The 19,463-nt window shown below is 68.5% G+C and carries 21 protein-coding genes; 15 read left to right on the forward strand and 6 right to left on the reverse strand.

Translation table 11 applies throughout. The annotated features are described in order from the left end of the window. Positions 1-222 precede the first annotated feature (222 nt). The 3 genes from M9979_RS11285 (at position 223) to M9979_RS11295 (ending at position 5,653) form a co-directional block, all read left to right on the forward strand. Positions 223-1,386: a glycosyltransferase gene (locus M9979_RS11285; RefSeq protein ID WP_254289451.1), complete on the forward strand. Its 1,164-nt coding sequence runs from the start codon at positions 223-225 to the stop codon at positions 1,384-1,386. Between the two features lie 196 nt (positions 1,387-1,582). After that, positions 1,583-3,832 carry a DNA topoisomerase IV subunit A gene (gene parC, locus M9979_RS11290; protein ID WP_254289452.1) on the forward strand — a complete coding sequence of 750 codons (2,250 nt, stop codon included), beginning with the start codon at positions 1,583-1,585 and terminating at the stop codon, positions 3,830-3,832. A gap of 114 nt (positions 3,833-3,946) precedes the next feature. Continuing rightward, positions 3,947-5,653: a putative bifunctional diguanylate cyclase/phosphodiesterase gene (locus M9979_RS11295; RefSeq protein ID WP_254289453.1), complete on the forward strand. Its 1,707-nt coding sequence runs from the start codon at positions 3,947-3,949 to the stop codon at positions 5,651-5,653. On the opposite strand, the gene M9979_RS11300 is transcribed toward M9979_RS11295, so the two are convergent. From M9979_RS11300 to M9979_RS11315, 4 genes are all read right to left on the reverse strand, one after another. Next, a complete protein-coding gene (locus M9979_RS11300; RefSeq protein ID WP_254289454.1) occupies positions 5,569-6,780 on the reverse strand; it encodes a CCA tRNA nucleotidyltransferase in 1,212 nt (403 codons plus the stop codon). The two genes, M9979_RS11295 and M9979_RS11300, sit on opposite strands and share 85 nt — an antisense overlap. Further along, complete coding sequence (locus M9979_RS11305; protein ID WP_254289455.1) at positions 6,774-7,367, reverse strand: CoA pyrophosphatase; 594 nt, start codon at positions 7,365-7,367, stop codon at positions 6,774-6,776. The genes M9979_RS11300 and M9979_RS11305 overlap by 7 nt, the downstream gene beginning before the upstream one ends. Continuing rightward, positions 7,364-7,930, reverse strand: coding sequence for a DUF1285 domain-containing protein (locus M9979_RS11310; protein ID WP_254289501.1), 567 nt, complete (start codon positions 7,928-7,930; stop codon positions 7,364-7,366). Before M9979_RS11310 ends, M9979_RS11305 begins: the two co-directional genes overlap by 4 nt. A 464-nt stretch (positions 7,931-8,394) precedes the next feature. Continuing rightward, positions 8,395-8,904: a GNAT family N-acetyltransferase gene (locus M9979_RS11315; protein ID WP_254289456.1), complete on the reverse strand. Its 510-nt coding sequence runs from the start codon at positions 8,902-8,904 to the stop codon at positions 8,395-8,397. Between the two features lie 116 nt (positions 8,905-9,020). Here M9979_RS11315 and M9979_RS11320 point away from each other — a divergent pair, with 116 nt between their 5' ends. Beyond that, positions 9,021-9,401 (forward strand): dihydroneopterin aldolase, encoded by a 381-nt coding sequence (locus M9979_RS11320; protein WP_254289457.1) that lies wholly within the window; start codon positions 9,021-9,023, stop codon positions 9,399-9,401. Here the strand turns inward: M9979_RS11320 and M9979_RS11325 are convergent. Further along, the gene (locus tag M9979_RS11325) at positions 9,398-10,255 is read right to left on the reverse strand and encodes a hypothetical protein (protein WP_254289458.1); all 858 of its coding nucleotides are present in this window, start codon (positions 10,253-10,255) and stop codon (positions 9,398-9,400) included. The two genes, M9979_RS11320 and M9979_RS11325, sit on opposite strands and share 4 nt — an antisense overlap. A 215-nt stretch (positions 10,256-10,470) precedes the next feature. On the opposite strand from M9979_RS11325, the gene M9979_RS11330 reads away from it, so the two are divergent. The 8 genes from M9979_RS11330 (at position 10,471) to M9979_RS11365 (ending at position 15,804) form a co-directional block, all read left to right on the forward strand. After that, positions 10,471-11,145 carry a TonB family protein gene (locus tag M9979_RS11330; RefSeq protein ID WP_254289459.1) on the forward strand — a complete coding sequence of 225 codons (675 nt, stop codon included), beginning with the start codon at positions 10,471-10,473 and terminating at the stop codon, positions 11,143-11,145. A gap of 90 nt (positions 11,146-11,235) precedes the next feature. Continuing rightward, positions 11,236-12,033, forward strand: coding sequence for a MotA/TolQ/ExbB proton channel family protein (locus M9979_RS11335; RefSeq protein WP_254289460.1), 798 nt, complete (start codon positions 11,236-11,238; stop codon positions 12,031-12,033). Between the two features lie 94 nt (positions 12,034-12,127). After that, a complete protein-coding gene (locus tag M9979_RS11340; RefSeq protein ID WP_254289461.1) occupies positions 12,128-12,613 on the forward strand; it encodes an ExbD/TolR family protein in 486 nt (161 codons plus the stop codon). 30 nt (positions 12,614-12,643) lie between these two features. After that, a complete protein-coding gene (locus tag M9979_RS11345) occupies positions 12,644-13,072 on the forward strand; it encodes an ExbD/TolR family protein (RefSeq protein ID WP_254289462.1) in 429 nt (142 codons plus the stop codon). Between the two features lie 1,187 nt (positions 13,073-14,259). Continuing rightward, positions 14,260-14,472 carry a cold-shock protein gene (locus tag M9979_RS11350; RefSeq protein ID WP_254289463.1) on the forward strand — a complete coding sequence of 71 codons (213 nt, stop codon included), beginning with the start codon at positions 14,260-14,262 and terminating at the stop codon, positions 14,470-14,472. A gap of 65 nt (positions 14,473-14,537) precedes the next feature. Next, positions 14,538-14,744 carry a hypothetical protein gene (locus M9979_RS11355; protein WP_254289464.1) on the forward strand — a complete coding sequence of 69 codons (207 nt, stop codon included), beginning with the start codon at positions 14,538-14,540 and terminating at the stop codon, positions 14,742-14,744. Positions 14,745-14,786: 42 nt separating this feature from the next. Next, positions 14,787-15,293, forward strand: a complete 507-nt coding sequence (locus M9979_RS11360; protein WP_254289465.1) for a hypothetical protein — start codon at positions 14,787-14,789, stop codon at positions 15,291-15,293. A 166-nt stretch (positions 15,294-15,459) separates the two neighbouring features. Then, the gene (locus M9979_RS11365; protein WP_254289466.1) at positions 15,460-15,804 is read left to right on the forward strand and encodes a tetratricopeptide repeat protein; all 345 of its coding nucleotides are present in this window, start codon (positions 15,460-15,462) and stop codon (positions 15,802-15,804) included. A gap of 43 nt (positions 15,805-15,847) precedes the next feature. Here M9979_RS11365 and dcd read toward each other — a convergent pair whose 3' ends face one another. Then, positions 15,848-16,402 carry a dCTP deaminase gene (dcd, locus tag M9979_RS11370; RefSeq protein WP_254289467.1) on the reverse strand — a complete coding sequence of 185 codons (555 nt, stop codon included), beginning with the start codon at positions 16,400-16,402 and terminating at the stop codon, positions 15,848-15,850. Positions 16,403-16,492: 90 nt separating this feature from the next. Here dcd and M9979_RS11375 point away from each other — a divergent pair, with 90 nt between their 5' ends. The 3 genes from M9979_RS11375 (at position 16,493) to M9979_RS11385 (ending at position 19,457) form a co-directional block, all read left to right on the forward strand. Then, positions 16,493-16,954: an NUDIX domain-containing protein gene (locus M9979_RS11375; protein ID WP_254289468.1), complete on the forward strand. Its 462-nt coding sequence runs from the start codon at positions 16,493-16,495 to the stop codon at positions 16,952-16,954. 33 nt (positions 16,955-16,987) lie between these two features. Further along, on the forward strand, positions 16,988-18,628 hold the full coding sequence (locus M9979_RS11380) for an NAD(P)/FAD-dependent oxidoreductase (protein ID WP_254289469.1): 1,641 nt from the start codon (positions 16,988-16,990) through the stop codon (positions 18,626-18,628). A 199-nt stretch (positions 18,629-18,827) separates the two neighbouring features. Next, the gene (locus M9979_RS11385; protein ID WP_254289470.1) at positions 18,828-19,457 is read left to right on the forward strand and encodes a TetR/AcrR family transcriptional regulator; all 630 of its coding nucleotides are present in this window, start codon (positions 18,828-18,830) and stop codon (positions 19,455-19,457) included. Positions 19,458-19,463: the final 6 nt, after the last annotated feature.

Consider the following 19,463-nt stretch of genomic DNA (forward strand, 5'->3'; position numbering starts at 1 on the left):
GGCGCGCGCATCCGCTTTCTTTCCGCCCTGACAAGGGAGGGGCTGGGGGTGGGTTGATACATGGGGTACCGCGGCGCTTCCTGCCGGGCCGACCCTCCCCCGACCCCTCGCTTGTCAGGGAGGGGAGGAAGACGCGCGACACGCACGCTATGTTAACGCGCGCGCATTACCGCCTCGCCGGACGCGCAACGTTTCGTTACGCGGGGTTTACGGGAGGGCGCGATGAAGATCCTGGTGCTGTCCAGCCTGTACCCCAACGACGTGGCGCGCCGGCATGGCATCTTCATCGAGCATCGCGTCGCGCATCTGCGTGGCCCCGGAGACGAGGTGCGCGTCGTCGCGCCGGTGCCGTGGTTCCCGAGCGCGAACCCCGCCTTCGGCCGCTATGCCGATTTCGCCCGTGCGCCGCATGCCGCCGAGCGGCGCGGCGTGCCGGTCACCTATCCGCGCTATCCGGTGGTGCCGAAGGTCGGGATGACCGCGGCGCCATGGCTGATGGCGGCGGCGCTGTATCCGCATATCAAGGGGCTGCGGCGCGACTTCGATTTCGATGCGATCGACAGTTATTATCTGTACCCGGACGGGGTCGCGGCGGGGTTGCTCGCGCGATGGTCCGACCGGCCGTTCCTGATGAGCGCGCTCGGCACCGACGTCAGTTTGATCCCGCAGCATCGGCCTGAGCGGCGGATGATCCTGAACGCGGTCGAGCGGGCGGCGGCGGTGACGACGGTGTGCGGGGCGCTGCGCGACGAGCTGCTGGCGCTGGGTGCGGCGGCGGACAAGGTGAGCGTGGTCGAGCATGGCGTCGATCTCGAACTGTTCAGCCCGCCCGCGGATCGCGCGGCGTTGCGCGCGGAGATGGGGCTGGCGGGGCCGGCGGTGCTGTCGGTCGGGCATCTGATCGACCGCAAGGGGCACGACCTCGCGATCCGTGCCGTCGCGGAGCTGCCGGGGGTGACGCTGATGATCGCCGGCGACGGGCCGCGCGAGGGGGCGTTGCGGGCGCTGGTCGAGGAGCTGGGGGTGGGGGAGCGGGTGCGCTTCCTGGGGCATGTCGACCAGCAGCAGTTGCCGGGACTGTACGGTGCGGCGGATATCGCGGTGAATTGTGCGGATCGCGAGGGAATCGCCAACGTGCTGCTCGAATCGCTCGCCTGCGGGACGCCGCTGGTCGCGACGCCGGTGTGGGGATCGCCGGAGGTGGTGAGGGTGCCCGAAGCGGGCGTGCTCAGCGCGGATCGCTCGGCGGGGGCGATCCGCGATGCGATCGCGGCGTTGCTGGCGGCGCTGCCGGATCGGGCGGCGACGCGGGCCTATGGCGAGCGGTACGACTGGCGCGAGACCGGGCGGCAGCATCGCGCGCTGCTCGCGGCGGCGGTGGGGTAGGCGGTCGCCTCATGTCCTTCGTCACCCCGGACTTGTTCCGGGGTCCACTGTTCGGCGAGCGTAGGGATGGAGGCTCAAGCCCGAGCCTCGCCCCGGAGTGGACCCCGGAACAAGTCCGGGGTGACGTGGGGAGCGAGGATAGGGTGCCCCCTTCGCTCGGTTGCCGTTTGCGCTGCCGCGCCCTAGTGTTCCCGATATGGCCACCGACTTTCAGGAACCCCCGATCGGCATCCTCGATGCGCCGTTCGATACCGCGCTGTCCGACCGCTATCTGGTCTATGCACTGTCGACGATCACCGCGCGGTCGCTGCCGGACGTGCGCGACGGGTTGAAGCCCGTGCACCGGCGGCTGCTGTGGGCGATGCGGCTGCTGAAACTCGATCCGAGCCAGGGCTACAAGAAATGCGCGCGCGTCGTCGGCGACGTCATCGGCAAATACCATCCGCACGGTGACCAGTCGGTCTACGACGCGATGGTCCGCCTCGCGCAGACGTTTTCGCTGCGCTATCCGCTGGTCGACGGGCAGGGCAATTTCGGCAACATCGACGGCGATAACGCCGCCGCCTATCGCTACACCGAGGCGCGGCTGACGCAGGTCGCGATCGACCTGATGGACGGGCTCGACGAGGATGCCGTCGCCTATCGCCCGACCTACAACGGCGAGGAGCAGGAGCCCGAGCTGTTCCCCGGCCTGTTCCCCAACCTGCTCGCCAATGGCGCGGCGGGGATCGCGGTCGGCATGGCGACGAGCATCCCGCCGCACAATGCCGCCGAGCTGCTCGACGCGGCGATGATGCTGGTCGACAGGCCGGACGCGCCCGACACCGCGGTGCTCGACTATGTCAAGGGCCCCGACCTGCCGACCGGCGGGCTGATCGTCGATCCGGCGGCGGTGATCGCGGAAAGCTATGCGACGGGGCGCGGGTCGTTCCGCGTCCGCGCGCGCTGGAGCATCGAGCGCGAGAAGGGCGGCGGCTGGCAATTGGTGGTCAGCGAGATCCCGTACGGCGTCCAGAAGGGCAAGCTGATCGAGCAGATCGCCGGGCTCATCAACGACCGCAAATTCCCGATCCTCGCCGATGTACGCGACGAATCGGATGCGGAGGTGCGGATCGTGCTCGAACCGCGCAGTCGCACCGTCGATCCGCAGATACTGATGGACGGCCTGTTCCGCTTCTCCGACCTCGAGACGCGGATCAGCCTCAACCTCAACGTCCTCGACAAGGATCGCACGCCGCGGGTGATGTCGCTCGGCGGCGCGCTGAAGGCGTGGGTCGAGCATCAGTTCGTCGTTCTCGAACGGCGCACCCGCCACCGGCTCGGCAAGATCGCCGACCGGATCGAGCTGCTCGACGGCTATCTGGTCGCCTATCTCAACCTCGACCGGGTGATCGCGATCATCCGCACCGAGGACGAGCCCAAGCAGGTGATGATCGCCGAGTTCAACCTGACCGACCGGCAGGCGGAGGCGATCCTCAACATGCGGCTGCGCAGTCTGCGGCGGCTCGAGGAGTTCGAGATCCGCGGCGAGCGCGACAAGCTCGACAAGGAGCGGGTGGAGCTTGAAGCATTGCTCGCCGATCCCGCCAAGCAGAAGCGGCGGATGAAGCGCGACATGAAGAAGGTGCGCGACCGCTACGGCCCGGACACCGCGCTCGGTGCGCGGCGGACGGGGATCGAGGAGGCGGCGCCGACCCGCGACATCCCGCTGGAGGCGATGATCGAGCGCGAGCCGATCACGGTGATCCTGTCGCAGCGCGGCTGGATCAGGGCGATGAAGGGGCATGGGGATCTCGCTTCGGCGGAGACGCTCAAGTTCAAGGAAGGGGACGGCCCCGCCTTCGCCTTTCACGCGCAGACGACGGACAAATTGCTGCTCGCGGCGGAGAACGGGCGCTTCTACACGCTGGCCGCCGACAAGCTTCCCGGCGGGCGCGGCTTCGGCGAACCGGTGCGCGCGATGATCGACCTCGACGGATCGGTCGGCGTCGTCGCCTTCTTCAACGCGCGCGGGGCGGAACAATTGCTGATCGCCGCGACCGACGGCCGCGGGTTCCGCGTGCCGGTGGCGGAGGTGATCGCCGAGACGCGCAAGGGCAAGACGGTAATGACGCCGCGGGTCGGCGCGAAGCTGCTCGTCGTGCGGCGCGTCGCCGCCGATGCCGATTACGTCGCGGCGATCGGCGACAACCGAAAATTCCTGGTCTTCCCGATCGCCGAGCTGCCGGTGATGAGCCGCGGGCAGGGGGTGCAGATCCAGCGTTTCCGCGAGGGGCAGCTGTCGGATGCCACCACCTTCGTCTTCGCGGAGGGGATGAGCTGGCCGATGGGCGGCGAGACGGGGCGGACGCGCACCGAGAACGATCTGTCGCTGTGGCGCACCGCGCGCGGCGCGGCGGGACGCACGCCGCCGACCGGATTTCCGCGCGACAATCGCTTCGGCTAATAGGCACCTGAACCGTCCCGCGATGCTGGCGATCCAGCGTAAATAAGTCGGGCGCGGACTTAATTGTCCGGTTTTTTCAGCGGGTCTTAACGTTCGCGACCTAGACACGCCGACATGGCAACCGCCTCGTCAGATCTGTCTTCTTCGCCGGCCGGGTGCGATCTGCTCGACCGCGATCTGGAAATGATTCCGATCCCGACGGTGCAGGTGGTGCGCGAGGGCACGGGCTTCGGCTTCCTCGCGGTCAACCGCGCCTATCGGCTCGCCGGGCTGGGCGTGATCGCCGACCGGTCGCCGATGCTGGCGCTGCTCGCCAGCCGCATCGACGCCTTCCTGCGCTCGACCGATCTGCGCACCGACTTCGACTGGTCGATCGGGCAGGTGATCGATTCGCGCTATTATCGCGTCACCATCGCGCGGCCGTCACCGGGCTTGCGCGATCGCTGTCAGATCGCGTTCATCGACCTGACCGCGCAGGTCCATACCGAACGCTCGCTGCGCCGCGAGATGACCACCGACAGCCTGACCGGCCTGCCCAATCGGGAAGGCTTCGGCGACATGATCGAGGCGGCGCAGGCGGACGGCGGCGATCATGCGGTGCTGGTCATCGACCTCGACCGGTTCGGACGGCTCAACGCCTGCCTCGGCGGGCTGGCGGGCGACGAACTGCTCATCACCGTCGCGCGGCGGATCAAGGGCGCGCTGCGCGCCCGCGATGCGATCGCCCGGATCGGCGGCGACGAATTCGGCATCCTGATGGCGGTCGACGACGACGCCAACGAAGCGACGCGGCTCGCCGAACGCATCCAGCGCACGCTGTCGGCGCCGTTCCGGCTGAGCGATTACGAAATCGGCATCGAATGTTCGATCGGCATCGCCTTCGGTGGCGGCGGCGAGGGCGACGACGGCGTCGAGGATGTCGAGGAGCTGATCCGCAACGCGCAATTCGCCGCCAAGCGCGCGAAATCGGGGCGTCAGGTCGAACGCTACCAGACCCACGCCTTCACCATCGCGCGTGAACAGTTCGCGATGGAGACGGCGCTGCGCCGCGCGATCGAGGAACGGCAGCTGCGCCTCGCCTTCCAGCCGATCTGCGACCTCGCCAGCGGATCGATCGTTTCGTTCGAGGCGCTGGCGCGCTGGCGCGATCCGCACGGCGTCGAGCAGGAACCGAGCGTATTCATTCCCGTCGCCGAGGAATCGGGGCTGATCGTGCCGCTCGGCCGCTGGGCGATGGAAGAAGCGGCGCGAACGCTGCGCTGGTGGGACGAGGAATGCGGCGGGACATGCGGCATGCGGATGGGCGTCAATCTGTCGGCGATCCAGATGCAGCGCGACGACATCGCCCCGGTGGTCGAGGCCGCGCTGATCCGGCATGAGCTGAAGGGCGACCGCTTCACCATCGAACTGACCGAAAGCGCGATCGTCAGCGATCCCGACCGCATCGCCGGGATCATGCATGCGCTGAAGGGGCTGGGCTGTACGCTGGCGATGGACGATTTCGGGACAGGCTATTCCAACCTCGCCTATCTGCAGAAACTGCCGATCGACATCCTGAAGATCGATCGCAGCTTCGTCTCGGGCATGCTCGGCGACCGCGACAAGATCGCGATCGTGCGCGCGGTGCTGAGCCTTGCCGAGGCGCTGGGTATGAAGACCACCGCGGAGGGCATCGAGAGCAACGAACTGGCGCAGACGCTGGCGGCGCTCGGCTGCACCTATGGCCAAGGCTATCTCTACGCCCGGCCGCTCGAGGCCCCCGATGCGCTGGCGATGATCGGGTCGGCGAGGGCGGCGGCGACCACCTGGTCGGCGAGCTGATCGACGCGGGCGCGATCCGGGAAACCTTCCGCGATCCACGCGGTCTCGATGTGGCGCAACACCATCGCGACCTCGGGCCCCTTGCGCAGGCCGCGCTCGACCAGCGCACCGCCACCGATCGGGAGCGTCGGCGGCGTCCAGTCATGGAGCGGCGCGACATCCTCGCCCGCCAGCAGCAACCGGTCGATCGCGCTGTCCACGCCGACGCGATAGGCGAGCGCGCGGGGGCCTTCGTCGCCGGCCCCCTGGCGCGCGGCGACCAGCCGCTTGCGATCGGCGTTCGACAGCTTGAGCCGGGCGCCGACGCCCTCCGCCGCGTCCGGCGGCAGCAGCGCGGCGAGACGGCGGATCGCGTCGGGCGCGACGCCGGCGTCGGCTTCCCGCGTCGCCAGCGTCGCCAGCGTCGCGGCATCGGCGATCTCGGGCAGTACCGCGCGCAGGATGCCGCGATCGATCATCAGCGTCACCACGGGCACCGCATGGCGCGCGACGAGCAGCTTGAGCAGTTCGGCGGCGATCCGTTCGCGCGACAGCGCCATCAGGTCGTTGGCGCGCGCCGCGCAGGCGTCGAGCCCCGCTGCGTCAATGCGCTCGCCGAAGCGCGCGTGGAAGCGAAAGAAGCGCAGGATGCGCAGATGGTCCTCGGCGATCCGTTGGCAAGGATCGCCGATGAAGCGGACGCGGCCCGCGTCGAGATCGGCGAGGCCGTCGAAATAGTCGAAGACGGCGCCGCTCGCCGGATCGGCGTAGAGCGCGTTCATCGTGAAATCGCGCCGCGCGGCATCGTCCTGCCAGACGTCGGTGAACGCGACGACCGCATGGCGGCCGTCGGTCGAGACGTCGCGGCGCAGCGTCGTCACCTCGATCGGTCCCGACGGCAGCACCGCGGTGACCGTGCCGTGCGCGATGCCGGTGGGGACGGCGCGGATGCCGGCCACCTTCAGCCGTTCGACCACCGCCTCTGGCAGAAGCCGCGTCGCGAGGTCGACGTCGGCGGGATCGAGGCCGAGCAAGGTGTCGCGCACCATGCCGCCGACGAGCCGCGTCGTCTCCGGCCCGCCGAGCGCCGCGATCAGCGCGGCGAACCCCTCTCGCGCGGCGATCCGGTCGATCGCCAGCGTCACCATGCCAGCTGCCGCGACAGATTGACGATCATCGCCGCGGTGGCGCCCCAGATGCGGCGATCCTGCCAGCGTATCTCGTAATATTGGCGGGTGCGGCCGCGCCATTCGGCGCTTGCCTCGACCTGATTGGCGGGGTCGAGCAGGAAATCGAGCGGGACCTCGAACACGCTCGCTACCTCCGCCTCGCTGGCGACGAGCGGCACGTCGGCGGGGACGACGGCGAGCACGGGCGTGACGGTGAAGCCGGTGACGGTGCGATAGCGGTCGACCGCACCGATCACCGCGACCAATGCCGGATCGAGCGCGACCTCCTCCTGCGCCTCGCGCAATGCCGCCTCGACCGGCGATTCGCCGGGGTCGATACGGCCGCCGGGAAAGGCGACCTGCCCGGCGTGGTTGCGCAGCGTCTCGGTGCGCTGGGTGAGGATGACGCCGGGGCGGGTGCGATCGGTGACCGCGACCAGCACCGCGGCGGGGGTGAGGTCGGCCTCGGCGCGCGCCTCCAGCCCGCGATGGTCGCCGGTCAGCAGCACCGGCGCGGCGCTGCGGCCGCTGTCCAGCGCATGGGTCAGCCGCGCGACCAGCGTCACGCGGCGGCGTCCAGCGCGAAGAAGGCGCCGTCGCTCCATACGCCGGGGGTGGCGTCGTCGCCGGCCAGCGCGCGTTCGGCGAGTTCGTAATAGACCGCGCGGCCGACCAGCGCCTCGAGACGCCCGCGGACGTGGAGATAGGGGCGGGGGCCGTCCTCGCCGTCCGCGAAGCGCAAGGGGTGATCCGGGCCGGCGGTGACGAGGTCGCCGATGTTGAGGCGGAAGGCGAGGCGGGCGTCGCGGCCATCCCCCTCCGCCTTCATCTCGACCGCGACGAAGGGCGCGTCCTCGACCGCGATGTCGAGCTTTTCGACCGGGGTGACCAGCACGTAGCGGCCGTCGTCCTCGCGGCGCAGGATCGTCGAGAACAGCCGGACCATCGCGACGCGGCCGATCGGCGAACCCTGATGAAACCACGTCCCGTCGCGCGCGATGCGCATCTCGCTGTCGCCGCAATGCGCGGGGTTCCATTGCTCGACCGGCGGCAGGCGCCGCTGTTCGACCAGCGCGGCGATCTCGGCGAGGCTGAGACGGCCAAGATCGGGAAGCTCCTCCATCGGCATCGCCGCGAGGTAGGGTCTGCGGGCGGGCACGTAAAGGTCGCCGGCGCGCAATGATCCGGGCCGGCTCTTCGCGCGCCTGTCGAAGGTAAGAGAGTCCCGGGCGCTTCGACAGGCTCAGCACGAACGGGTATCGCGTGGCGAACGGAACTGGGGACGGCGGGTGAAGTGGCCGGCGTCAATGATCCGGGCCGTCTGTCCTCCCGTTCGCCCTGAGCCTGTCGAAGGGCAGATGAGTCCTCAGCTCGCTTCGACAGGCTTGGGCCGGATCGACTACCTACTTCCTCCGTCACCCCGGACTTGTTCCGGGGTCCACCGCGCCGCAAGCGTCCGCTTTCGCCTCTAATCGTGTGCCTCGCCGCAGAGTGGACCCCGGAACGAGTCCGGGGTGACGGAGGATGTTGGGCGTCCGATTCTCCACATGCTCACGGGCGATGCCGAATGGCGATCCGGCCTGGGGCGAACGGCTATTGCGTCACGAACGCCGGGCCGAGCATGCCGGCACCGGCCGGCACGCCGTCGCCGCGCGCCAGCAGGCGGTGGCGCTCGACCGGGCCCGGTAAACGCCAGCCGGTGGTGCGGGCAGCGTCGAAGCCGAAGAAGCGGCCGTAATATTCGGGATCGCCGATCAGCATCAGCGCGCCGTCGAGGCCTGCGCGCGCCGCGGCGGCGAGCGCCTGCGTCATCAGCCGGCGGCCGATGCCGTCGCGCTGGCGTTCGGGCGCGACCGCGACCGGGCCGACCATCACGAGGTCGTGCACCGTGCCGTCGTCGCCGGCGAGCGTCACCGGCCAGCACTGGATCGTACCGATCAGCACACCGTCCTCGATCGCGGCCAGACTGAGGGCAGCGATCGGCGCGGCGGCCCCGCGGACCTTGTAGGCGGTGCGCTGGTGACGGTCGGTGCCGAACGCGCGGTCGAGCAGCGCTTCGACGGCGGCGGCCTCGATCTGGGCAAGCGGCACGAATGCGATCACGGCGACGGTCCTTCGCGCCCGGGGGCGGGCGGCGGCGCCGCATGCGGCGGGTGCGGCGCGAACGCAAGCGGAATGCGATTCGCGTGACGGACGCGGGCTTGCTAGAGGGCCGCGCCATGCAAGACAGTCTTCAGCTGGAGGTCCATGACCTCGAGGTCATGGTGCTCACCGGAATCTACTCGGAGGAGACGCACCTGCCGCAGCCGCTGCGGATCGATTTGACGGTCGACCTCGCCTGTCCCGACCGTTTCGCGCCCGACACGCCGCTGTCGGCGTCGAAAAACTATCTCGATCTGAGGCATGCCGCCACGGGCGCGCTGCCCGAGGGGCTGCATTTCACGCTGATCGAGGCGGTCGCCGATCACATCTGCGAGACGCTGTTCCTCGCCGACACCCGCGTGCTGCGGGTCAAGGTCAAGATCGTCAAGCTGGCGATCGCCGAGGCGGGCGAATCGATCGGCATCACGCTGGTCCGCAACCGGCCGTCCAGCGTCTAGCGAATCACCCGCGTCCGGCCGCAGGGGCCGAGCTGCTGCAGGACGAGGCCGTAATCCTCGCGCGCGATCGTGGCATCGGCGGGATCGAGCGAGGCGGTGCTGCGCGCCGGCAGCTCGCGCGGCAGCGCACAGGCGAGGCGATACCACAGCAGCGTGTCGCGCGCCGGCGGCGCCGCGGCCTCGTCGACGATCTCCGACAGCGCCACCGCCCAGCGCGGCTGTTCGCCCGGCCGGCGCAGGATGGTGAGCGAAACCGGCGCGCCGTTGGCGGTGGTGAGGAACAGCTGCGTCTCGCCCTCGCCGGGCAAGGCGCCGGCGACGTGAAAGGCGTTGCCGATGCCGGTGACGACCGGCGGCGCATCGGCCGCGACCAGGGCTTGCGCGATGGCGCGGACGCGCTGGTCGTCGGCGGGCGTCCAGGCGAGCTGCGCATCGGGGGCGACGAGCTGGATCTGGTTGGCGATGCCGGGTACCGGGCGGCCGAACAGCAGCACGCGCAGCTTCTTAAGTTTGGGCAGGCGACCCGCCGAATCGGGCGCGACATCAAGCAGATAGCCGATTCGCGGTGGCAGCCCGCCAGCGCCGCGAACCAGCGCGATGACATCCGCCTCGACGTAGAAACGGGTGAATCCGGGCGCGACGCCGGCCGCATCGGTGCCCTTCAGCTTCACCGTCGACCGGATCGTGGCGTCGGCGATGACCGGCGCGGCGATCACCAGATCGGTCAGATCGGCATAGCTGGTGCCGCCGCCGACCGCGGCCGGCGGCGGAATCTGCGCATCTGCCGGAGTGGAAACGAGGGGCGCGGCGAGCGCGAGCGCGGCGAGCAGGGTGGAGCGGAATCGCGGGGCCATGCCGCTTTCGCTACCCGAGCGATCCTGAACGATACAGAAATAAATCTGCCGCAAGACGATTGTACGTTTGTTGCGTCCGACAAAGCGTTTGCGTGGCGAGTGTGGGGACGATAGGACTTGGGTTCTGCCAGACGGTGTCAGCCGGGGCAGGGGCCTACGCGCGTTCTTCCCCCGGGCGCTGCGAGGACCACGAGATTAGGGAGTGTCGTTGCTGAATGGCCTATGCTGACCAGAAGATGTCCGGTGGCAGGGTGGTCGCGATCGTCATCGTCGTGCTCATCCATGCGGCGCTGGGCTATGCCTTCGTCACCGGGCTCGCGTACCAATACGTGAAAAAGGCCCAAGAAAAACTTAACACGTTTGACGTGGAGGAGCCGCCTCCCCCGCCGCCGGACGAGCCGCCGCCCCCGCCGCCCGACACGCCGATGACGCCACCGCCGGTGGTGTCGCCGCCGCCGATCGTGCAGAATCCGAATCCGCCGCCCGTGGTGATCCAGACGGTCTCGACGCCGCCGCCCGCCGTCAATCTGACGCCGATCGCAGCGCCGCCGGCTCCGCCGTCGCCGCCCGCTCCGCCGGCTGCGCCGACGGTCAGCAAGGCTGCGGGTGCGAAGGGCAATCCGGCCGACTGGATCTCGCAGGACGATTATCCGCCGAGTTCGCTGCGTTCGAACGAGGAGGGTGTCAGCGCCATCGCCTGGACGATCAGCACGTCGGGCAGGGTCGAGAATTGCCGTACCACCTCCTCGAGCGGCTCGGCCGCGCTGGACCGGGCGGCATGTGCGGCGATCACGCGGCGGGGTCGCTACACCCCGGCGCAGGACGCGTCGGGCAACCCGATCGCTACGACGTCCTCGCGGCGCGTGGTCTGGAAGATCCCGAAGGACTGATGCGGTCCCCGCCTGTCCCCCCGAAATGGGTTGGGGCGACGGGCGGGTCCTCCCCGAACTTCTACACCGTTTGACAAGGACAAAACTGAAATGCTCACCACCATTCTCGCGGCCGGCGGCACCGCGGCCGCCGAAAATCAGTTCGGCCTCCAGGCCGCTCTGAAGGAAGGCGGCCTCATCTCGCAGTCGGTGTTCACGATCCTCGTGCTCATGTCGATCGTGTCCTTCTACATCCTGTTCTCGAAGCTGTTCGAGCAGCAGAAGATCATCAACCAGGCCAAGCGCGTCCGTCAGGGCTTCTGGACCTCGAACTCGCTGCGCGAAGGCGCCGCGAAGCTCGAGAAGAACTCGGCCTACAAGCAGCTCGTCGACGACGGCCTGCAGGCGCAGGACCAGCATGCCAAGCTGACCGATCCGGTCGAGGCGCACGACTGGCTGCACGGTTCGCTCGCCCGTTCGGAAGCGGCGATCAACTCGAAGCTGGGTGGCGGTCTCGCCTTCCTCGCGACGGTCGGCGCGACCGCACCGTTCATCGGCCTGTTCGGCACCGTGGTCGGCATCTACCGCGCGCTCATCAAGATCGGCGCGTCGGGCGATCCCTCGATCGACAAGGTCGCAGGCCCCGTTGGTGAGGCGCTCATCATGACCGCGCTCGGCCTCGTCGTCGCCGTGCCGGCCGTGCTTGCCTACAACTGGCTGCAGCGCCGCAACAAGTCGATCGCGGAAGACCTGTCGGCCTTCTCGAACGACGTGCTGGGCTTCCTCGCCTCGAACGGCGCGGTGAAGCCGACGATGGCCGGTGCGACCACCACCGCCAAGGCTCCGGTGAAGCCGGCCGCGGCGACCACGACCGCCGGCCAGGCCGGTGGCGTGCAGACCCGCCCGTAATGCGACAAGGCTGCGGGGCCGCCACGGTGGCGGTCCCGCACCCGGCCGGCGGCGTCAAGGCGCCGGCAGATGGAATGGATAGGATAGCTCGCACATGGCGATGAGCGCTGGCGGAGGAGGAGGTTCCTCCGAGAAACCCTTGTCGGACATCAACACCACGCCCCTCGTGGACGTGATGCTGGTGCTCCTCATCATCTTCCTGATCGCCGTTCCGGTGGCGATTCAGACGGTCAAGGGCATCGTCCTGCCCAAGGTCCGTTTCGATCCGACGACGACCAAGCCCGAGAACGTCCTGCTGTCGGTCACGACCGGGCCGGACGGCAATTGCGCCGTCTATTGGGGCACGTCGCCGATCACCAGCAAGGACCTGCTGACCCGCGCGGTCGACAAGCTGAAGCTGGAGATCGAACGCCAGGGCGGCGCCGGCAATCCCGATCTGGAACTGCCGGAAGTCCATATCCGCGGCGACGTCAACACGCCGTACAAGTGCATCGGCGGCACGGTCTACACGATGCAGCAGGCCGGCTTCGCCAAGGTCGGCTTCATCTCGCAGCCCCCGCCCGCGGGCGGCGAATCCTAATTCGCCCGACCCGACCCAGGAGTATCTGACATGGCAATGAGTGGTGGCTCGGAAGATGGCGAGCCGATGATGGAAATGAACACGACGCCGTTGATCGACGTCATGCTCGTGCTCCTCATCATGTTCATCATTACGCTTCCCATCCCGACGCATGCGGTGAAGGTCGATCTGCCGGTCAACGATCCGCGCAACCAGACCCCGCCGGTCGATCCGCAGAAGAACAAGATCATCATCGATGCCGCGGGCACGGTGTCGTGGAACGGCACGCCGGTCGACGAGGTCACGCTGCGCCAGTATCTGGACACCGCAGCGGCGATCAACCCGGAGCCGGAACTGCACTTCCAGCCCGATCCGCAGGCGAAGTACGACAAGGTCGATCAGACGCTGGCGGTCATCAAGCGGTCGGCGGTGACCAAGCTCGGCTTCATCGGCAACGAGCAGTATCGCAACGACTTCTGATCCCGTTTCGACAGGACGACGGAAAGGGGCGGTTCCGCAAGGAGCCGCCCCTTTTTCGTTGTGGGGTGAGGGAGTGCGACTGGGGAGGGCGCGGCGGCCGAGGGGCATTGGGCTTACCCGTGCTTGGATAGTGAAGAGGGGAGAGCCAGTGCCCTTCGACAAGCTCAGGGCGAACGGAGGGGTAGGACGACGCGTGTCGGGGCGGATCGCTATTCCGGCCTATGGAAGCGTATTGAAGAAGAATATTGTGTTCACGCGGAGGCGCGGAGAGCGCGGAGGTGTCTCGTGTGGGGCAGCGTGGGTCCGTCCTCTCTGAGGCGTGACAGCAGCGTCCTTGATGGGGGCCGGGCGTGACACCTCTGCGTCGTCTCTGTCTCGGCATTTCCCCACCTCCATGTCTCTATGCCCCGCGCCTGACACCCCTTTGATGCCGAGAGGTTTTTCGCCGAATGTCGCTTCGACTTTGGGCGGGTCGACGTTGGGTGGGTCGACATTCAGGCTCGCAGGATAAAGCGCGCCACAAAGGCGCCGTCACCCCGGACTTGTTCCAGGGTCCACCGGGCGGCCATTCCTGCGGCAAGAGATACGAGGAATCGCGCTCGTAGTGCCGTGGACTCCGGAACGGGTCGGTGGCTATCCCTTCCTGCAAACCATAGCACGCGCCACCCTGCGTCGTGCTCCCGCGCAGGCGGGAGCCCAGGATTTCACGCACAATCAGGCGTGGCTCTGCTGGGCTCCGGGTTCCCGCCTGCGCGGGGACACGGGTTTACCTGTCCGAGCGGGATAAGCGCCGAACGGGGCCGGGGTGAGGGCGTGATAGAGCGACAGCCGTTCCAGCCGGAAATGTCGATCCTGCTTGAGGTTTCGGGCGGTGACCTATGTGGCGCTGGGTTTTATGCTTTCGCTTGGGCACGAGGCCGTGCGCGCGGGTCGGGTTCGACCGGCTATCGACGGGGCAATCGCGGTCGAAAGCGCCGAATCGCCGTGCTCCAAATCACCGAGCACGGCGACATCGGAGCGTTTTGTCGTGACGGTGCGTTGCGCAATCGTGCGCGCGTCCCCATATGTCGGGGGCTATAGTCGCATATCGACGGTTTTCGGCGCTTTGCGGCCCATTCTCCTTCTTTCCCTGCAGCGCAGCATGAGGCGCGCCGGTGATCGGTTCGCCCAGCCAGAAGGAATATCCCATGAGCATTACCGGCACCGTCAAGTTCTTCAACGCCGACAAGGGCTATGGCTTCATCGCTCCCGAGTCGGGCGGCGATGACGCCTTCGTCCACATCTCCGCGGTCGAGCGCGCCGGCATGGTCACGCTGAACCAGAACCAGCGCGTGACCTATGAGCTGGAGCAGGATCGTCGCGGCAAGATGGCGGCGATCAATCTCAGCCCGGCGGATTGATCCGACGGACGGCGACCCCTGCGATGGGGTCGCCGTTTTGCTGTTCCGGTCGAGGAGATGCCCCCATGTCAAATGATGCCACTTTCTTCCGCCAGCAGGCGCTGATCCAGCGCACCGCCGCGTCGCAGGCGACGCTGGAGAATGTTCGGGTGCAATCCGAACGCGCCGCCGCGTCGTGGGAAGTCATGGCGTCGCGCGCCGAGCGGACCGAAAAGCTGCGTTCCGATCGGCAGGCCAAGGCGAGCGATCTCGATCTGCCCGTCGTCGAGTGATCGACCGTCGCCGATTGCGGCGACCCGGCGAAAGGCCCCGCGGTGACCAGCCGCGCCTATGACACGCTGAACCGCGGCACGCAGTTCGTGACGCGCCTCGCCGCGGATACCGGCCCTGCCGAGCCGTGGCCGTGCGGCCGCGATGCGCAGGTCCGTGCGCGCTACATGGGCAATTGCCTGCGCGAGCTCGACCGTTTCCTGCATATCCTGCTCGAGGAGCGCGCCGGCGCCGCGCCGGTCACGCTGTCGTTGCGCTACACGACGGCGCATCGCCTGGGCGATCATGCCTGCGCCGGGTGGAACCCCGCCGCCGACCAGACCCGCCTGCGCGCGCTCAGCCGGTCGCGAATCTGCCTGTTGCACGGCGGTGGCCGCGTGCGGCGCCCCGACATGCCGCAGGGCCGCTGGATGACGGCGGGATGGTGCGAACCGTCGTCGGCCCGGCTACGGCGCTATGCGATGGGCGAAATGCTGAGGCCCTCGGCCCATGACCTGGCGGGCGTCGGCCTGTTCTACCGGACGCTGGCCGACCGGATCGTCGGCGCCTGACCGACCGGCGGGCATCGCCCGCGACCCTTCATTCTCGTCTTCGAACCGGCCGTGTACGTGCTTCCGCTCGCGTGCGCCGATTGCGCTTGCGCGGCTGTCTCCAAAGTGACACCTTAATGTCACAAAAGTGAAACCTGCCGTCCAGGCAGAAGAAGGAGGCGATGCGATGCGTGTGATCGTAGCAGCGATGCTGGCGGGTGCGTGCCTGACGACACCGGCGCTGGCGGCGGATCGGACGGGATATCAGGCGATCGTCGCGGGCGATTTCAGTGCGGCGGTCACGCGGATCGAGGCGGAGCGGCGGATTTTCCCCGACCGGCCCGAACTGATGCTCAACCTGGCGGTCGCCTATGCGCAGACCGGCCGGACGGCGGATGCGCGCGCGCTGTATCGCGTGGTGCTCGACCGGCCCGGCGTGGCGATGGACATGCCCAATGGGGCGGTGCTGTCGTCGCACGACGTGGCGACGCGCGGCCTGTCGCGGCTGACGACGACGATCGCGACGCGCTGAACGATGATGCTGCGGCCCGTCCCGACGGGTGGGCCGTCGGCCCCTACAGCCGCGGCAGGGTTACGCCGCGCTGCCCCATATATTTGCCGGCGCGATCGGCATAGCTGATCTCGCACGGCTCGTTGCCCTGCAGGAACAGAAACTGGCACGCGCCCTCGTTGGCGTAGATCTTCGCGGGCAGCGGCGTGGTGTTGGAAAATTCGAGGGTGACGTGCCCCTCCCAGCCCGGCTCCAGCGGCGTCACGTTGACGATGATCCCGCAGCGCGCATAGGTCGATTTGCCGAGGCAGATGACCAGCACGTCGCGCGGCACGCGGAAATATTCGACCGTCCGGGCGAGCGCGAAGCTGTTGGGCGGAATGATGCAGACGTCGGTCTTGCGATCGACGAAGCTGTTCGAGGCAAAGTCCTTGGGGTCGACCAGCGCATTGTCGACATTGGTGAAAATCTTGAATTCGTCGGCGACGCGCGCGTCATAGCCGTAGGAGGACAGGCCGTAGCTGATGCAGCCTTCGCGGCGCTGGCTTTCGACGAACGGTTCGATCATCCGCTGGCCGAGCGCGGCCTCGCGAATCCAGCGGTCGGACAGGATGGACATGACGGCTCCCCTTTGCGCCGCCTCTTCGCGCGATCGCGGCGGGAGGGCAAGGTGCTGGCGTCCGTCCCGCGCGACGGATAGCGTGCGGGCATGCGACCGCTGATCGATCTCGCCTATCGCCTGCGCCGCCGCGCGATGGCGCTGGTCGGCTGGCGGACGCGGGGCGTCAAGGTGATGGCGTTCGATGGCGACGGCGCGGTGCTGCTGGTGCGGCATCGTTATGGGCGGTCGGACCTGTGGATGTTGCCGGGCGGCGGTATCGCGCGGCGCGAGGCGCCCGCGGCGGCTGCGGTGCGCGAGATCGGCGAGGAGACCGGCTGCGTGCTGCGCGACGCGGCGGCGATCGGCACGTTCGTCGCGTGGGCGGAGGGGCGGCGCGATACGGTGCATCTGTTCCGCGGGACGATCGCCGACGTGCCCCGCGTCGATGGCGTCGAATTGGCGGAGGCGCGCTTCTTCGCGCTCGATGCGCTGCCCGAGGCGCTGTCGCCGGCGACGCGGCGGCGGATCGACGAGGTGCAGGGCAGGCGGGTGGCGGACGGCCGCTGGTAGCGGGGCCGATGCCCTTGCGCTAAGGGCTTGCCGATGCTGCGTATCACCGAGCTGAAACTGCCGATCAACCACCCCGAGGAAACGCTGGCGGCGGCGATCCGCAACCGGCTGCGGATCAGTCCGCGCGATCTCGTCCGCTATACCGTAGCGCGGCGGGCGCATGACGCGCGCGACAAGATGGACATCCATTTCGTCTATTCGATCGACGTGACGGTGAAGAACGAGGCCGCAGTACTGGCCCGGTTCAGGCGCGACCGCGATGTCGGGCCGACGCCCGATACCGGCTATCGCTTCGTGGCGAAGGCGCCTGCCGATTACGCGGGACCGCGGCCGGTGGTGGTGGGGGCGGGGCCGTGCGGGCTGTTCGCCGGGTTGATCCTCGCGCAGATGGGGTTCCGCCCGATCATCCTCGACCGCGGCAAGGTGGTGCGCGAGCGGACCAAGGACACCTGGGGCCTGTGGCGGCGCAGCGAGCTCAACCCCGAATCGAACGTCCAGTTCGGTGAGGGCGGCGCAGGGACCTTTTCCGACGGAAAGTTGTGGAGCCAGATCAAGGATCCGCGTCACCTCGGCCGCAAGGTATTGACCGAGTTCGTGAAGGCGGGGGCTCCGCCGGAGATCCTGACCGAGGCGCATCCGCATATCGGCACGTTCCGCCTCGTCACGATGGTCGAGAGCATGCGCGCGACCGTCGAGGCGCTGGGCGGCGAATATCGCTTCGGGCATCGCGTCGACGATCTGCTGATCGATACTGCGGCGGATGGCAGCCGGCGGGTGGCGGGCCTGCGGTTGCAGACCGGCGAGACGATGGCGACGGGGCCGGTGGTGCTGGCGCTCGGCCACAGCGCGCGCGACACCTTCCACATGCTGCACGAGCGCGGTGTGTTCCTGGAAGCCAAGCCGTTCTCGATCGGGGTCAGGATCGAGCATCCGCAAAGCTGGATCGACGAGGCGCGGTTCGGGCCGTGCGCGGGGCATCCCGATCTCGGCGCGGCGGCGTACAGCCTGTCGCACCACTGCAGGAACGAGCGGACGGTCTACAGCTTCTGCATGTGCCCCGGCGGCACGGTGGTGGCGGCCACCAGCGAGCCGGGACGCGTCGCGACCAACGGCATGAGCCAATATTCGCGCAACGAGCGCAACGCCAATTCGGGCATCGTCGTCGGCATCGATCCGGGCAGAGACTATCCCGGCGGCCCGCTCGCCGGCATCGCGCTGCAACGCGAATGGGAAACGCGCGCGTTCGAGGCGGGCGGCGGGGGCTACAAGGCGCCGGCGCAGCGGTTGGGCGACTTCCTCGCCGGGCGGCCGTCGACGAAGCTGGGGAGCGTCATCCCGTCGTACCGGCCGGGGGTGCACCTGACCGATCTGGCGACGTGCCTGCCCGATTTCGCGGTGACGGCGATGCGCGAGGCGCTGGTCGCGTTCGGGCGCGAGATCCCCGGCTACGACCATCCCGACGCGGTGATGACCGGGGTCGAGACGCGTACGTCCTCGCCGGTGCGGATCACGCGCGGGGACGACTTCCAGAGCGTCAATACCGCCGGGCTGTATCCGGCTGGAGAGGGCGCGGGGTACGCCGGCGGCATCCTGTCGGCGGCGGTCGACGGCATCAAGATCGCCGAGGCGGTGGCGCGCGAGTTGATGGGACAACGCGTGGCGGCGGCGGCTTAGGCTGATGCCATTCCACCGTTCGCCCTGAGTCTCACCTGTGCTTCGACAGGCTCAGCACGAACGCTTTTGTCTAAGGTCATCGTGCTCTTAGCGAGGCGCCAATCCTTTTCTATCCGCGCCCCTGCGTGAAATATGCCCTTCCCAACCCAGGACAGGGAGCGCCTTGTTTGTGCCACGTGCAAATTCTATACTGAGCGATATGGAAAGCGTTGCCACCTTGCCGCCCCCTGTCGCGTTGCCGCCGAAGGGGCGTCCGCGCGAATTCTGCACCGAGGCGGCGCTGGCCGCGGCGCTGCGCGTGTTCTGGAGCAAGGGGTATGAGGGCGCCTCGCTCGCCGAGCTGACCGATGCGATGGGGATCACGCGCCCCAGCCTGTACGCTGCGTTCGGCAACAAGGAAGCGCTGTTCCACAAAGCGCTCGACCTCTACGAGGCGGAGAAGCTGCATTATACGCGCGTCGCGCTGGAACAGCCGACCGCGCGCGCCGTCGCCGAACATTTCATGCGCGGCGCGCTGGCGATGCAGACCAGCCAGGGCGATCCCAAGGGGTGCCTGGGCGTCATCAGCGCGATGGCGTGCGGGGCGGAGGCCGAATCGATCAAGGCCGACGTGATCGCCCGGCGCGCGTCGTCGCAACAGGCGCTGATCGCGCGGTTCGAGCGTGCCAAGACCGACGGCGACCTGCCGGCGCACGTCGATGTGACCGGGCTGACCAGCTATCTCTATGCATTGCTGCAGGGGATGGCGGTGCAGGCGGGATCGGGGGCGAGCCGCGCCGATCTGGAACGGCTGGTCGAGACCAGCATGGCGGTCTGGCCGAGCCGCTAGGCGCGG

This window comes from Sphingomonas liriopis (assembly GCF_024211255.1).
GTDB classification, from domain to species: Bacteria; Pseudomonadota; Alphaproteobacteria; order Sphingomonadales; family Sphingomonadaceae; genus Sphingomonas; species Sphingomonas liriopis.